Here is a 14656-nt window from a genome sequence, read left to right on the forward strand (position 1 = left end):
TTTATTTTGCGCTCAGCATTTCTGCAACCTTATCAGATAAGGCATCAAAGCTGACCGTAATTTGTTCTTGACCGTCGCGTAGGGGTTTAACACCGACTTCGCGAGACTGCATTTCGTCATTACCTAAAAGCAGCGCTAAACGTGCACCTGTTTTATCTGCACGCTTTAGTTGTTTTTTAAAGTTGCCGCCGCCACAGTGCATCATTATGCGTGTATTAGGAAGCGTATTTCGAAGGTGTTCTGCCACTTCAATAGCGTAAGACTGCGCTTCATCACCCATCGCCGTTACATATACGTCGGCGAAGCTCGTATCCTGACCTTCTTCGGTTAGTGTAGTCAGCAACAGTACCAAACGTTCAATACCCATGGCAAAACCAACCGCAGGTGTAGCTTTACCGCCTAGTTGCTCTACTAAGCCATCGTAACGACCGCCAGCACATACTGTACCTTGGGCTCCCAGGCTGTCTGTTACCCACTCAAACACTGTACGGTTGTAATAATCTAACCCGCGTACTAAGCGAGGATTTATTTCGAACTCGATGCCTGCTTGGGTTAAGCGCGAACACAGCGTATCAAAGTGAGCTTTAGATTCTTCATCTAGGTGATCAATTAGCGCTGGCGCGTCAGCTATAGCGGCCTGAACGTCAGGGTTCTTTGAATCAAGTACACGAAGTGGATTTGTTTCAAGTCGACGCAGTGAATCTTCGTCGAGCTGGTCTGCACGCGCTTTTAAGAATTCAACCAGCGTATCGCGATATGCAGCGCGTGCTTCATTTGAACCTAACGTATTTATTTGAAGCTTTACATGCTTTTCGATACCAAACGCTTTCCAAAAACGTGCGCTAAGAAGAATAACTTCTAAATCGATGTCAGGGCCGTCCATGCCGTAGGTTTCTACACCAAACTGATGGAACTGGCGATAGCGACCTTTCTGTGGGCGTTCGTGTCTGAACATGGGCCCCATGTACCACAGGCGTTGCTGCTGGTTGTACAATAAACCATGTTCGTTACCCGCGCGCACGCAACTTGCCGTACCTTCTGGACGCAGCGTTAAACTGTCGCCATTTCTATCTTCGAAGGTATACATTTCTTTCTCAACGATATCGGTCACTTCTCCGATAGAACGTTTGAATAAGTCGGTGCTTTCAACGATGGGAGTACGTATTTCCTGGTATCCATAGCTCGCCACCACTTGACGAAGTACAGATTCTACCTTCTGCCATGTACCGGAAATCTCCGGTAGGCAGTCATTCATGCCTCGAATTGCCTGAATAGTCTTAGCCACGTGAAATTCTCATACTGCTAAATAGTGAAAAGCCCCGCATTATAGGGGCTTTGGGAATAAACAACAATGAACAAAAACTCTCTTAGTCTTTTACCGAGACCTGAATTTTATTTTGCTCACTCATGCGAGATGCCTTAGCGCGAATTTTAGCTTCTAGCTTATCGACCAAATCGTCATTAGGAAGACGCTCTTTTACGCGCTTACCGTCTTCGTATAGGCCACTCATATTACGTGCCCCGGTAAGGCCCAAGTCAGACACTTCTGCTTCGCCTGGGCCGTTAACCACACAACCGATGATAGACACGTCCATTGGCGTAAGAATATCTTCTAATCGTTGCTCTAGCGCGTTTACGGTGCCGATAACGTCGAACTCTTGTCTTGAACAACTGGGGCACGCAATAAAGTTTATACCACGAGAGCGAATGCGAAGTGACTTTAATATATCGAAGCCTACTTTAATTTCTTCCACTGGATCGGCCGCTAACGAAACACGAAGTGTATCGCCAATACCTTCAGCTAAAAGCATACCAAGCCCCACCGCACTTTTAACCGCGCCGGCACGCTGGCCGCCAGCTTCGGTAATACCTAAGTGCAGAGGTTGATCTATTTTTTGCGCCAACAAGCGATATGCGCCAACAGCAAGAAATACATCCGATGCTTTAACGCTTACTTTGAACTGGTCAAAATTGAGTTTATCTAAAATGTCCACATGGCGCATCGCTGACTCGACAAGGGCTTCTGGTGTGGGCTCGCCATACTTTTCTTGTAAATCTTTTTCTAAAGAACCGCCATTAACACCGATTCGGATAGGAATATTTTTATCTTTTGCGCAATCGACAACCGAACGTACACGCTCCATATTGCCAATATTACCTGGGTTTATCCGCAAACAATCTACGCCGTATTCAGCTACTTTAAGCGCAATGCGGTAGTCAAAATGAATGTCTGCAACAAGTGGTACACTTACCTGTTGCTTAATTTCTTTAAAGGCTTCAGCAGCTTCCATAGTGGGTACCGATACGCGAACAATTTCGCCGCCCACAGCAACAATACGGTTTATTTGTTCTACAGTCGCAGCCACATCAGTGGTGCGGGTATTTGTCATAGATTGAACAGTAATGGGAGCACCATCACCAATAGGAACGTTACCTACATTAATACGCGTAGACTTTCGGCGCTTAATAGGGCTTTCTGCAAACATCTAATTACCTATAAAGGAAGTACAAAGCGAGCTGTTCTACCATTTTGATATGGAGAAATATCAACAGCCTCGCCGTTAACTGATATGCGCACATTATCCGGTGCGCCGAGCGTAACTTCAACAGGCGGAACGCCTTGAATCTCCATTACACGCCCTTTTTGCTTTACACCGTAGGCGATCGCTTCGCCCGAGGCGTCTTTAATATTAACCCAACAGTCATCGTCAAAGGTAAAAACCATTGAGATAGGCGAAGCTTCAGTTTGAGTGTTAAGAGCGGTATCAGCTAACGTTTCATTATCGCTACCTACCGTGTTTACGAGTGCAGTAATATTGTTACTGCTATCAACTGCACTGTCAGGAGCAGAAATGGCGCCATCGTCAAGGTCGCCACTTTGGGTAAGACCATTATCCTGCCCATTTACATCGCTGTTTGCACCTGCTAACTCAGCCTTATCAGAGCCTGTATTTGAGACATCATTGATCTGAGATGAGCTTTGCTCTGAACTTCCCGTTGATAGTGTGTTAGCCGACTCACCTTGTAAAGTTTCAGCACCGCCTAAATTTCCATTTGCTGTTCTGGCATTTGAAGAAATTGGCGTGTTTGCCGCCTCTCTCTTTACGGCCTCATTTAAGGGTAGTTCAGCAACGGTGTCGTCGCTTGGCTGTTGATACCACCACACGACAACGCCAGCAATGATGAGAAGTAAAATCGCATAGGTAACCATCATCCAGCGGTCATCGTGTGTCTGTTTTGCGACACGTTTTGAAAAACTCTGTAGTTTTTCCGATGAAGGTACTGATGTTTGGTTGTGGAAGCGTTCAAATGCCTCAATAACCTCATGGGAGTTCATTCCCAATTGTTTGGCATAATTTCTTACGTAGCCTTTAGTAAAGGTAACTGACGAGTTCTCATCAATTACATCACTTTCTAAATCATTGATTTGTTTAGCCTTTAGAAACAACTTATCGGCAATATCTTGCTGAGACAAACCTAGCTTTTCGCGACGTGCTTTAAGCATTGCCCCTGGACTTGGCGTATTTTCTTGTTGTTGCGAAGTAACTTCTTGATTCGCGTTTTCTTCTGACACCATTAAACCTTATTCCTCCTGCATACCTGGTGGTACTAACCAAAGCGTCTGACCAGCAATAATAGCGCCAGTATTTTCAAGGTTATTCCACGCTTGCAGTGTTGCCATTTTGATATTGTGCAATAAAGAAATACGATATAAGTTTTCACCCTCTTTTACTACATGGAATTTGTCGTCAAGCGCAGATAATTCAGTATTTTGCTCTGTATCTTCGGCTTCTACCATGGCAACCTGCTTTTGCTTACCACTTAGGGTGTCGCTTGATTGTTCAACCCCGGTTGTATTAGAAGCCAACGGCTCACTTGCACTTTCGCCAGTTTGCTTTTGAACGGCTTTTTCAGATTCTTGCTCAACAACGGGTTGTACTGCTTTTTTCTCAGGAGAAGAAGCCTTGGATTTTATTACGACTTTCTTTTGAAGCGCGTCGCGCTGAACCAAATATCGCTTCGTAAGTTCACTTTCAGGGAACAGAGAAAGCAACATATCGCCATACCCTTTCGCCTTTTCAAAATCTTTCTTGCCTTTAGCGATTTCATAAGCCAACCACAATGAATCCGGTGTAACCTTGGCAACACGTTGGTATTTTTGAAGTGTTATTTCGGCTAGGTCCCACTGCTCTGACACTGTATACAGTTCACTTAACAAGAATAGACTCTTACCTCGTGCTGGTTGGTGCTGTAAAGCGTCCTTGAAGTAGCCGATTGCTTGATCAAGTTTACCTTGGCTTTGCGCGCACAAGGCTAGGTTTTCGTAAGTTTGCGCCGCGTTTGCGTAAAGACGGTTGTTAATTGCCTTAAAGAAATAAGCCTTGGCTTTATCGTATTCGCCATTTTCGCACTTAAACGCACCATAGCTATTGGCAATATCCCCATCGTCAGGCGCTAGTTCAATGGCAGTTTTGTAATACTCTTCTGCTCGCAGGTTATCGCCTACCAACTGGTAGTAATACGCCATAGCATATTGAACATCTGCAGAGTAAGGGTCAAACGCAAGCGCCCTGTCGAGGTTCTTTTTCGCCTGCGTGTAATTATTATTTTGGAGGTAAGTAAGGCCAAGAGACATCCGCGTCCTGGCGGCTTCTTCGTGGTCAAAGTCACCACCATACATGCCTGGTTGGCTGTTGCTAACACAGCCAGCAGTAAGTATTACCGCGCTTAATAATCCAATTCTAAGTGAAGTTCGCAATCCTGCAATCATAGTCTTACCCTATTATCTTAATGATTATTGGGCCATTTTTACTGAAATTGCTTCGCCCTTCACCTGTTTTTTTAACAATCTTTTCGTTCTGTCTACTACATCGCCCACTAATTGACCGCACGCCGCGTCAATATCATCGCCTCGGGTTTTACGTACCACAGTGGTAAACCCATAATCCATAAGCACTTTTGAGAATCTGTCGATACGTGAGTTGCTAGAACAAGTGTATGGCGAGCCCGGGTATGGGTTAAAAGGTATTAAATTTATCTTACTAGGAGTATCTTTTAATACCTTAGCCAGCTGGTGCGCCTGCTCAGTGCTGTCATTAATATTCGATAGCATTACATACTCAACGGTTACGCGACCTTGATTAGCTTTAGATTTAGCTAGGTAGCGGCGTACCCCTGCTAAGAATGCTTCGATATTGTATTTCTTATTAACCGGCACAATTTCATTACGCAGTTCGTCGGTGGGGGCGTGAAGCGAGATAGCAAGTGCTACATCAATCTGATCGCCCAACATATCAAGTGCAGGTACAACACCAGATGTACTTAGCGTAACGCGGCGCTTAGATAGACCGAAACCAAAATCATCTAGCATGATGTCCATGGCCGGCACTACGTTTTTAAGATTAAGTAGAGGCTCACCCATACCCATCATTACTACATTGGTGATTGGGCGTTTGCTTGAGTCTTTAGAAAGACCAAGGAAGGTTGCTACGCGCCATACCTGACCAATAATTTCGCTCACGCTTAGATTACGGTTGAACCCCTGTTGCGCCGTTGAACAGAAGGTACACTCTAGTGCACAACCTACTTGTGACGATACACATAACGTCGCCCGATCAGTTTCGGGGATCCAAACAGACTCAACTTCCTGTCCACCCTCAAGGGTAAGTGCGAACTTAATTGTACCGTCGCTCGCTTCTTGGAAGTAAGCAATTTCAGGAGCTTTAATCTCGCAATTTTCAATCAGCATCGCGCGAAGGTTTTTATTGAGGTTACTCATTTCCTCGAAATCGCTGACACCGTGCTGGTAAATCCATTTCATTACCTGGTCGGCACGAAATGGTTTCTCGCCCATTTCCTTGAAGAAATTGCGCAAGCCTTCGCGATTTAAGTTTAATAAGTTAGTTTTTGCCATGAATAAGATGACCCTTTTACCTTCGAGGGATGCCCCTCTAACTGCTGAATATGGTGTAAAAACCAGCGAATCGTTTATGCCTTGAGCGGCATTAAAGAAAAAGAAATACGCTGATTAAAATTTGCGCGGATTTTACCACAGATGAGATATGAGAAAAAGTCGATTTAACGCAGAGAAACGTTAAGTTTGGTAATGCGCGAGAAACGTGGTTTAGCTTGCCTGAATGAGCCCCGAGAAAAGCAGCATAAAGCATGCTCAAAAAAAACGGGGCCCTTTTGGCCCCATTCTTTCTACCTACGTAATCTTAGCGAGTACGTGGGCAGATTTCTTCTTCAGAGAAGAAGTAAGCAATTTCACGTGCTGCTGACTCAGGCGCGTCAGAACCGTGAACTGCGTTTTCGTCGATTGACGCAGCGTAGTCTGAACGTAGTGTACCTGCAGCTGCATCAGCTGGGTTAGTTGCGCCCATGATTTCACGGTTAGCTAGAACAGCGTTTTCGCCTTCTAGTACTTGAACCATAACTGGACCAGACGTCATGAAGTCTACAAGTGCGCCGAAGAAAGGACGCTCTTTGTGTTCTGCATAGAAGCCTTCTGCTTGCTCTTTGCTCATGTGGATCATCTTAGATGCCACAATGCGAAGACCTGCAGATTCGAAACGGTTGTAAATTGCACCGATTACGTTTTTAGCTACCGCATCAGGCTTGATAATCGAAAAAGTACGCTCAAGAGCCATGTTCTCTCTCCAAACAAATAGTGTATGTATCTTTAAATTTTGGCCGCGAATTATAGGCAATTAATAACGGCTTGACCAGCGCCTTTTTAAATCAGGCGTAACGTATTGTTTTTACTTGTAATGTAGTGTCAGATTAACCCAATAGCTATGACAATATGATGACAATGTATACATTATTGTGCGAAGGCAGATATTTTAAAGCAATAATATCTGCACTCACTGTGGATGCTATCGGAGGTTAACGTGAAGTTGGATTAACTGGCCCAACGATAAGGCTTTAGGCGTTAGCTTTTGCAAGCTCTTGAATTTTACCCACTATAGCGCGTAAACCATTGCCTCGGGTTGGGGTGATATGACGCTCGAGATCCAACGCTTCAAAATAGCCGTCGATATCAAACGCTAAAATATCCTTTGGCGTTTTGTCATTATAGGCGGCAAGTACTAACGCTAGTAACCCTTGAACAATAACAGCATCGCTGTCGACATCAAAATTGATTTTATTACCGTCGTAAGACTCTACCAACCACACGCTACTTTGACATCCCTTTACTAGACGTTCAGGCGTCTTAGCATCTTCTGGTAAACCCGGAATAGATTTTCCTAAGTCAATGATGTACTGATAACGCTGTTCCCAATCGTCGAAGAACGCTAAATCATCAATAATTTCGTCACTGCTAGGTAGTTGCATTGATATTTCCGTAATTGTGTAAAAAGAATTATAGGTAGGCGGTATATCAACCGCTTAAAAGAACAAACCCGCTTCAAGCTGTGCTTCTTCACTCATCATGTCTCGTGACCAAGCTGGGTCGAAAACCAACTCCACGTTCACGTTTTTAACATGAGGCACCATAGCTACGCGATATTCAACATCACCTACTAAAACTGGCCCCATACCACAGCCCGGTGCTGTAAGTGTCATATCGATATTTACGGCACCAGATGCTTGATCAATATCCACCTTATAGATAAGGCCGAGCGATACAAGATTAATTGGAATTTCTGGGTCATAGATAGTTTCTAAAGCATCCCACACTTGCTGCTCACTGATGTTCCCATCCTCGGGAGCGTCAAAGCTTAGCGTCATGGCTTTACGGCCAATTGCACCAGCGTCGGTACCGTCAATACGGTACATATTACCACGCCAGGTTACGGTGTAATTACCACCTAGCTCTTGCGTGATATTAACAAACTCACCTTCGGGTATAACGGTGGGATTGCCTGCAGGAACCAAACGTGCCTTACATTCACGCTCGGTGGTCACCATTTTTTGCTTCATAAACGACTTTGTACTCTTGGTAATACTGGTTGTGGGTTATGAACGCAGGCGTTAGCCCACGTTGAAGCTTTCGCCGCACCCACATTCATCAACCACGTTAGGGTTGTTGTACTTGATGATGCCATTCACACCTTCAGTCACGTAATCAATTTCTGTATTACGCAAAAGGTCTGTTGCATCAGCTGCGACAGCCACATTTACAATAGGAGAAATCTCTACAATTTCATCCCCTGCTTGTGCGCCATCAGCGAAATCAAGCACGTAAGCATAACCCGTGCAGCCGCTTACTTTGGTTGATAAACGAATTAACTGACCAGGCTTGTCTTTAAGCTTACTTTCGAAATGCTTAACGGCACTGTCAGTTAGCGTAATGAGCTTTGTACTAGGTACGAAAGTTTCAACACTCATAATGCCTCCTTAGGCCAACATCATTTTTGCTTTCTTAAGCGCAGCGAATAAGCTGTCTACTTCTTCAAGCGTATTGTAAATTGAGAACGACGCACGAGCAGTACCCGGAATACCAAAGCGCTTCATTAGCGGCTGTGCACAGTTATCACCGGTACGAATTGCAACGCCTTGTCTATCAAGAATGAAGCCCACGTCCGCCGGGTGCGCACCTTCAAGTAGAAAGCTCAGCACGCCTACCTTGTTAGGTGCCGTACCGATTATCCGCATACCATCAAACGCTTCGGCCTGCTCGGTAGCGTAGGCAAGTAGCTTCTGCTCATGCGCGTGCAGCGCATTAATATCAAGGGCACTAAACCAATCTACTGCTGCACCCATACCTATGGCGCCAGCAATGTTAGGCGTGCCAGCCTCTAAGCGGTTTGGTAATGCACCCCATGTAGCTTCATGGTAAGTCACATCTTTGATCATCTCACCGCCTACCTGCCATACTGGCCAGGTTTCAAGCACTTCTTTTTTGCCCCACAAGCAGCCTATACCCGTTGGACCGAAAAGTTTGTGCCCTGAAAATGCGTAAAAGTCACAACCAATATCTTGTACGTCAACGCCGCCGTGAGCAATGCCCTGAGCGCCATCTACTAATACCCATGCGCCAACTGCTTTCGCTTTTTGAGTAAGTGCCTTAATTGGGTTAACTGTACCTAACGCATTCGATACATGGGGAAAAGCCACCAGCTTAGTGTTTTTAGATAGCAACCTGTCAAATGCTTCAACATCAAGCTCACCACTATCGAAAATAGGCACAACGTTTAACGTTGCTCCCGAGCGACGGCAAGCTTGCTGCCAAGTAACTAAGTTAGCGTGGTGCTCCAGCTCGGTCACCATCACTTCATCGCCTTCAGCAAGTAGCTGACTTAAACCATTAGCGACGATATTAATAGCTTCAGTGGTACCGGCAGTCCAAATGACTTCTTCGCGAACGTTAGCGTTAATAAACGTAGCAACGCTGGTACGTGCATTTTCGTAGCGGCGCGTGGCTTCATCTGATAAATGATGCGCTCCGCGGTGCACGTTTGCGTTCGTACCCGTGTAAAAATCTACCAAGGCATCGATCACCGCCTGTGGTTTTTGTGTTGTTGCCGCGTTATCGAGGTATACCAGCGGTTTGCCGTCTACCGTTTTCGATAAAATAGGAAACTGGGCACGAAGTGCTGCAACGTCTAAACTCATTTCACCTCCATCTGGGCGAAACGCTCGCTTAAGATAGGCGCAAGCCACTCACGTACCGCTACGTTTGGCACATCGTTAATAAGCTCTTGAATGAAACCGAAGTTCAGCATAACCAGTGCTTTACTACGCGAAATACCACGAGTAAGCATGTAGTATAGGGCTTCTTCTTCAATCTCTGCCACCGTAGCACCATGAGCACATTTTACGTCATCGGCGTAAATCTCTAGCTCAGGCTTAGTATTAATAACGCCTCGGCGAGATAGCAATAGATTGCGGTTGTTAAGCTCAGCGAGTGTTTTTTGTGCGTCGCGATGAATATGAATACGACCGTTAAATACCGCCCGGGCCCTATCACCAACTATACCGCGTGCGTTTTCTTCTGTTGTACCATTTGGCATAGCGTGCTCAATGGTTGAGTGAAGGTCGAATAGCTCGCCTTCTGCCAGAAGATAAATAGCGTTCATTTTCGCGTCAGCAAATTCACCAGCATGGTGAATATCTACGTCTAAACGAGATAGCTCACTACCATAGCCCACCATAGTGCTGTTAAGCGTAGTGCGGTTATGCAGTTTAAAGTGACTACCGCCTAGTTGCTTGGCTTTGCCAGTAAACATGGCAAAACGATAGTGCTCTAGGTGAGCATCATCCGCCAGATCATATTCAGCAAACGCAGTGGTTAGGCTTTCAGTATCACCGAAACCTTGCTCAATAACAGTCGCGCTTGCACCTTCTGCTACTTTCACTACTACACGCGTATGAGCGTCGACATTTTGTGAAGCCATGTTCACGATGCGAATTGGCGTGTCGATTTTTACGCCGGCTTCAACACTGATAAATATACCGTGTTGGCAAAGCGCGTCATTCACCAAACCAAACATATGACGGGTTGGCTTAACTTGACCGTAAACACTGCTAATGGCTTGCTGCGTAGCTGTATCGTCGGTATTGAGCGACGTAATTGTCATGCCAGCAGGCACGTTCAAGGTGTTTACTTGCGTTACCAATACACCATCAACGAAAATCAAGTCGATAGCATTCAGGTTTTCTATTGCTGGAACTGGCAGGCTGTCTGCTTGGACAGCTTGTTTCGCTTCACGCTTTTCTACAGGCGTGAGCGGCGTAAAACGCCAGCTCTCGCTTCTGCGCGCTGGCCAGCCGTCAGCTTTTAACTGTGTTAAGGCCTGTTGACGCACGGGCGATAAATAATCGTCGCGCTGTGCGCTATCAATGACCTGTTCTAGCCATTGACTCATGCCTCAGCCTCCTCGTACGCTTTACCTAAAAATGCATAACCGCTCTTCTCTACTTCTAGTGCAAGTGAAGCGTCGCCGCTTTTCACGATTTTGCCGTCAGCAAGAATGTGCACAAAGTCAGGCTTAATGTAATCCAGAAGACGCTGATAGTGGGTTACAACGATGAAGCTGCGCTCACCGTCGCGCTGGCTGTTAACGCCATCCGCAACAACCTGTAACGCGTCAACGTCAAGGCCTGAATCAGATTCATCTAGAATGCAAAGCTTTGGCTCTAGCAAAATCATTTGCATGATTTCGTTACGCTTCTTCTCACCACCAGAGAAACCTTCGTTCACACCACGCTTTAGGAAGTCTAGTGGAAGCTGAACTTGCTTACAGGCTTCTTTAGCTTTTTTAAGAAACTCAGCAGCCGATAGAGGCTCTTCGCCACGCTCTTCGCGCATAGCGTTTACCGACTCTTTCATGAATTCCATATTGCTTACGCCAGGAATTTCAACTGGGTATTGGAACGCAAGGAAAAGGCCTTCACGAGCACGCTCTTCTACTTCAAGCTCTAATAGGTCTTTACCGTTAAGCTTGGCTTCGCCTTCGCTTACTTCGTAACCATCACGACCAGATAGGACGTAGCCTAGAGTACTTTTACCGGCTCCGTTGGGGCCCATGATAGCGTGTACTTCACCAGGTTTAACTTCAAGGTTAAGACCTTTAATGATGTTTTTCTCTTCCACGCTGGCATGTAAATTCTTGATACTAAGCATTGATTACCCCACTGAACCTTCAAGACTAATTTCGAGCAGCTTGCCGGCTTCTACGGCAAATTCCATTGGCAGCTCTTTGAATACTTCTTTACAGAAACCGTTAACAATCATAGAAACGGCCTTTTCTGTGTCTAAGCCACGCTGCTGACACAGGAATAATTGTTCGTCGCTCACCTTCGATGTTGTTGCTTCGTGCTCAACAATGGCTGAAGGGTTGCGGCTTTCGATATACGGGAATGTGTGCGCGCCACATTTGTCACCGATAAGTAGCGAGTCACACTCGGTGAAGTTACGTGCTCCGTCTGCGCGAGGGCCCATTTGAACCAGCCCGCGATAGGCGTTGTTACTGTTACCCGCTGAGATACCTTTAGAGATAATGGTCGACTTGGTATTTTTACCCACGTGGATCATCTTAGTTCCGGTATCAGCCTGCTGGCGACCGCGCGTTAGCGCTACTGAATAGAATTCACCTACACTGTTGTCGCCTTTAAGTACACAGCTTGGGTACTTCCACGTAACCGCAGAGCCGGTTTCAACCTGCGTCCACGAGATTTTGGCATTAGTATGCGCTACACCACGTTTAGTAACGAAGTTGTAAATGCCACCTTTACCGTTCTCATCGCCTGGGTACCAGTTTTGTACCGTTGAGTACTTAATTTGGGCATCGTCCATCGCAACAAGCTCTACTACTGCTGCGTGAAGCTGGTTCTCGTCACGCTGTGGCGCTGTACAACCTTCAAGGTAACTTACATAGCTGCCTTCATCAGCGACGATTAAGGTACGCTCGAACTGACCTGTGTTCATTTCGTTTATTCGGAAATAAGTAGAAAGCTCCATTGGGCAACGTGTACCTTTTGGAATATAAACAAATGAACCATCAGTAAATACGGCGCTGTTTAGCGCGGCGAAATAGTTGTCAGTACGCGGAACTACTGAGCCAATGTATTTTTTAACAAGATCAGGATACCTCTGAACTGCTTCAGAAATTGGGCAGAAAATAACGCCTGCTTCTTCAAGCTTTTCACGGAATGTTGTAACTACCGATACCGAATCGAATACCGCATCTACAGCAACGCCCGCCAGCATTTCTTGTTCGTGTAGCGGAATACCCAGCTTTTCGTATGTGCGCAGTAACTCTGGATCCACCTCGTCTAACGACTGAGGTTTATCTTTCATACTCTTTGGTGCCGAGTAGTAAGAGATCGCTTGATAGTCAATTTTTGGATAGTCGACGTGCGCCCAGTCTGGCTCTTCCATCTCTAGCCATGCATGGTAAGACTTCAAACGCCATTCAAGCATCCATTCAGGCTCGTTTTTCATTGCTGATATGCGGCGGATAACCGACTCGTCCAGGCCGCTCTCAAACGTTTCAGATTCGATTTCTGAATAGAAACCTGCATCGTACTTTCTTTCTAACGCCTGTTCGATCTGTTCACTCATGTTGGGATCTCACTTGTTTGCCTGCATTTGCTGCCACAGCGCTTTCTACTTAACTAGCAAATAAATCACCCCACGGTCTTGGTAATTTATGCAAATCTTCAACTTCAACAACTTTATTTATCTGGGTTTATCCCCTAAAGAATTGTTGAAACTGCCAGTTACATTGCGGACAGCCTAAAATTTTGGTGCCGTAGTATATAATACCCGACTATTTCACTCAAATATTCAGCCATTAATTTATCGCCACTTACATGTTCTAAACGCTGCTTGAAGCTCAATTTCCTTCAAGCTCGCATTAATTTTCGTCCACATTCCCTAAAATCTATAGAATGTGTTAACTCAACCTACGCCTTGTCCCGAACAATAACGCTTGCCCAAATCTGCGCTCTAATGGTTGATCCGGCTCTACACTAAGCTCTGTTTTTAGCGCTTAGTCAAACAGCTAGCTGAACGACTATTGAAGCGTTTAAGCAACAACCGCTTGGCGCAGTCGCGTTGTTACATCAACGACTTTGTTTACTACGTAATCAATGTCTTCTTGGGTCGTAAAACGCCCTACGCTAAAACGTATACCTGCATGAGCAAGCTCATTACTGCGGCCAATGGCTTTTAGTACATAAGAAGGTTCTAAACTCGCTGACGTACACGCCGACCCTGAAGATACGGCAATGTCATTTAAGCCCATCATCAAGCTTTCGCCATCTACACCCGCAAAGCTCACATTCAATATGCCGGGGATGCGCTGCGTGGCATGCCCGTTTAGGTAAATATCACCAAGCTGTTGAAGACCCTGCCACAGCGATTCACGCAGTTTTAAGATGCGCGTACTGTCCTCTTCCATTTTTGATGACGCCAGTGCAATAGCTTCACCCATTCCCACGATTTGATGGGTGGCTAAGGTACCCGAACGCATGCCGCGCTCGTGTCCACCGCCATGAATCTGTGCCACTAAATTGATTTTAGGGCGACGACGCACATATAAAGCCCCCATCCCTTTCGGGCCATAAATTTTATGGGCTGATATCGACAGTAAGTCTATCGGAAGCTCTGCCAAATCAATCGCTATCTTGCCCACACTCTGCGCACCATCCACATGAAAAAACACGCCTTTTTCGCGACAAAGTTGCCCAATGGCTTTGATGTCTTGAATAACGCCAAGTTCGTTATTAACGTGCATAACCGATACTAAAATAGTGTCTTCACGCAACGCGTTTTCTAGCTCTTTTAAGTCAATTAACCCGTTTGACTGAACTTCAAGATACGTAACTTCAAAGCCCTGGCTCTGTAAATACTCACAGGTATCTAATACCGCTTTGTGCTCGGTATTTACAGTAATAATATGCTTACCTTTGTCGGCATAGCCTTGCGCAATACCTTTGATGGCGAGGTTGTTTGACTCAGTTGCGCCCGAGGTAAAAACAATCTCTCTAGGGTCGCAATTCAGCGCGTCGCTAATTTGATTTCTAGCAACATCTACCGCTTCTTCAGCCATCCAGCCGAAGCGATAGCTACGAGAAGCCGGGTTACCAAAGTTACCTTCTAGCGTTAAGCATTTTGCCATCGCCTCAGCCACATTTGGGTCTACCGGGGTCGTTGCTGCGTAATCTAAGTAAATGGGTGTTGATAAAGCCATGCGTTACTCAA

The 14656-nt window shown here is 45.7% G+C and carries 14 protein-coding genes; all 14 read right to left on the reverse strand.

Annotation, left to right across the window (positions count from 1 at the left end; genetic code table 11):
- Window position 1 precedes the first annotated feature (1 nt).
- The 14 genes from hisS to PCAR9_RS13655 all read right to left on the reverse strand — a co-directional run bounded on the left by hisS (window position 2) and on the right by PCAR9_RS13655 (window position 14645).
- Window positions 2–1285: a histidine--tRNA ligase gene (gene hisS / locus PCAR9_RS13590; protein ID WP_179984051.1), complete on the reverse strand. Its 1284-nt coding sequence runs from the start codon at window positions 1283–1285 to the stop codon at window positions 2–4.
- 82 nt (window positions 1286–1367) lie between these two features.
- Window positions 1368–2486 carry a flavodoxin-dependent (E)-4-hydroxy-3-methylbut-2-enyl-diphosphate synthase gene (ispG, locus tag PCAR9_RS13595; RefSeq protein ID WP_179984052.1) on the reverse strand — a complete coding sequence of 373 codons (1119 nt, stop codon included), beginning with the start codon at window positions 2484–2486 and terminating at the stop codon, window positions 1368–1370.
- Between the two features lie 8 nt (window positions 2487–2494).
- Window positions 2495–3577, reverse strand: a complete 1083-nt coding sequence (locus tag PCAR9_RS13600; protein WP_179984053.1) for a RodZ domain-containing protein — start codon at window positions 3575–3577, stop codon at window positions 2495–2497.
- 6 nt (window positions 3578–3583) lie between these two features.
- Entirely contained in the window at window positions 3584–4771 is a 1188-nt protein-coding gene (gene pilW, locus PCAR9_RS13605; protein ID WP_179984054.1) for a type IV pilus biogenesis/stability protein PilW, read from the reverse strand.
- Window positions 4772–4795: 24 nt separating this feature from the next.
- A complete protein-coding gene (rlmN, locus tag PCAR9_RS13610; RefSeq protein WP_179984055.1) occupies window positions 4796–5914 on the reverse strand; it encodes a dual-specificity RNA methyltransferase RlmN in 1119 nt (372 codons plus the stop codon).
- A 304-nt stretch (window positions 5915–6218) separates the two neighbouring features.
- Window positions 6219–6650, reverse strand: a complete 432-nt coding sequence (ndk, locus tag PCAR9_RS13615) for a nucleoside-diphosphate kinase (protein WP_012519000.1) — start codon at window positions 6648–6650, stop codon at window positions 6219–6221.
- A gap of 277 nt (window positions 6651–6927) precedes the next feature.
- Window positions 6928–7338, reverse strand: a complete 411-nt coding sequence (locus PCAR9_RS13620) for a SufE family protein (RefSeq protein ID WP_014999055.1) — start codon at window positions 7336–7338, stop codon at window positions 6928–6930.
- Window positions 7339–7392: 54 nt separating this feature from the next.
- A complete protein-coding gene (gene sufT, locus PCAR9_RS13625) occupies window positions 7393–7926 on the reverse strand; it encodes a putative Fe-S cluster assembly protein SufT (protein ID WP_179984056.1) in 534 nt (177 codons plus the stop codon).
- A 51-nt stretch (window positions 7927–7977) separates the two neighbouring features.
- The gene (locus PCAR9_RS13630) at window positions 7978–8334 is read right to left on the reverse strand and encodes a HesB/IscA family protein (RefSeq protein ID WP_025255915.1); all 357 of its coding nucleotides are present in this window, start codon (window positions 8332–8334) and stop codon (window positions 7978–7980) included.
- Between the two features lie 9 nt (window positions 8335–8343).
- Window positions 8344–9561, reverse strand: a complete 1218-nt coding sequence (locus PCAR9_RS13635; RefSeq protein WP_179984057.1) for an aminotransferase class V-fold PLP-dependent enzyme — start codon at window positions 9559–9561, stop codon at window positions 8344–8346.
- Window positions 9558–10814 carry a Fe-S cluster assembly protein SufD gene (gene sufD / locus PCAR9_RS13640; RefSeq protein ID WP_179984058.1) on the reverse strand — a complete coding sequence of 419 codons (1257 nt, stop codon included), beginning with the start codon at window positions 10812–10814 and terminating at the stop codon, window positions 9558–9560. Before sufD ends, PCAR9_RS13635 begins: the two co-directional genes overlap by 4 nt.
- Window positions 10811–11572 (reverse strand): Fe-S cluster assembly ATPase SufC, encoded by a 762-nt coding sequence (sufC, locus tag PCAR9_RS13645; protein WP_179984059.1) that lies wholly within the window; start codon window positions 11570–11572, stop codon window positions 10811–10813. Before sufC ends, sufD begins: the two co-directional genes overlap by 4 nt.
- A gap of 3 nt (window positions 11573–11575) precedes the next feature.
- The gene (gene sufB, locus PCAR9_RS13650; RefSeq protein WP_179984060.1) at window positions 11576–13012 is read right to left on the reverse strand and encodes a Fe-S cluster assembly protein SufB; all 1437 of its coding nucleotides are present in this window, start codon (window positions 13010–13012) and stop codon (window positions 11576–11578) included.
- A gap of 466 nt (window positions 13013–13478) precedes the next feature.
- Complete coding sequence (locus PCAR9_RS13655) at window positions 13479–14645, reverse strand: IscS subfamily cysteine desulfurase (protein ID WP_179984061.1); 1167 nt, start codon at window positions 14643–14645, stop codon at window positions 13479–13481.
- Between the last annotated feature and the right edge of the window lie 11 nt (window positions 14646–14656).

Source organism: Alteromonas macleodii (assembly GCF_903772925.1).
GTDB classification, from domain to species: Bacteria; Pseudomonadota; Gammaproteobacteria; order Enterobacterales; family Alteromonadaceae; genus Alteromonas; species Alteromonas macleodii_A.

Bases quoted from the DNA above. Each gene is read 5' to 3' on its own strand.
- pilW (WP_179984054.1), bottom strand. From the start codon at position 4,771: ATGATTGCAGGATTGCGAACTTCACTTAGAATTGGATTATTAAGCGCG.
- sufB (WP_179984060.1), bottom strand. From the start codon at position 13,012: ATGAGTGAACAGATCGAACAGGCGTTAGAAAGAAAGTACGATGCAGGT.
- ndk (WP_012519000.1), bottom strand. From the start codon at position 6,650: ATGGCTCTTGAGCGTACTTTTTCGATTATCAAGCCTGATGCGGTAGCT.
- PCAR9_RS13600 (WP_179984053.1), bottom strand. From the start codon at position 3,577: ATGGTGTCAGAAGAAAACGCGAATCAAGAAGTTACTTCGCAACAACAA.
- PCAR9_RS13630 (WP_025255915.1), bottom strand. From the start codon at position 8,334: ATGAGTGTTGAAACTTTCGTACCTAGTACAAAGCTCATTACGCTAACT.
- PCAR9_RS13620 (WP_014999055.1), bottom strand. From the start codon at position 7,338: ATGCAACTACCTAGCAGTGACGAAATTATTGATGATTTAGCGTTCTTC.
- PCAR9_RS13655 (WP_179984061.1), bottom strand. From the start codon at position 14,645: ATGGCTTTATCAACACCCATTTACTTAGATTACGCAGCAACGACCCCG.
- PCAR9_RS13635 (WP_179984057.1), bottom strand. From the start codon at position 9,561: ATGAGTTTAGACGTTGCAGCACTTCGTGCCCAGTTTCCTATTTTATCG.
- rlmN (WP_179984055.1), bottom strand. From the start codon at position 5,914: ATGGCAAAAACTAACTTATTAAACTTAAATCGCGAAGGCTTGCGCAAT.
- sufD (WP_179984058.1), bottom strand. From the start codon at position 10,814: ATGAGTCAATGGCTAGAACAGGTCATTGATAGCGCACAGCGCGACGAT.
- sufC (WP_179984059.1), bottom strand. From the start codon at position 11,572: ATGCTTAGTATCAAGAATTTACATGCCAGCGTGGAAGAGAAAAACATC.
- ispG (WP_179984052.1), bottom strand. From the start codon at position 2,486: ATGTTTGCAGAAAGCCCTATTAAGCGCCGAAAGTCTACGCGTATTAAT.
- sufT (WP_179984056.1), bottom strand. From the start codon at position 7,926: ATGAAGCAAAAAATGGTGACCACCGAGCGTGAATGTAAGGCACGTTTG.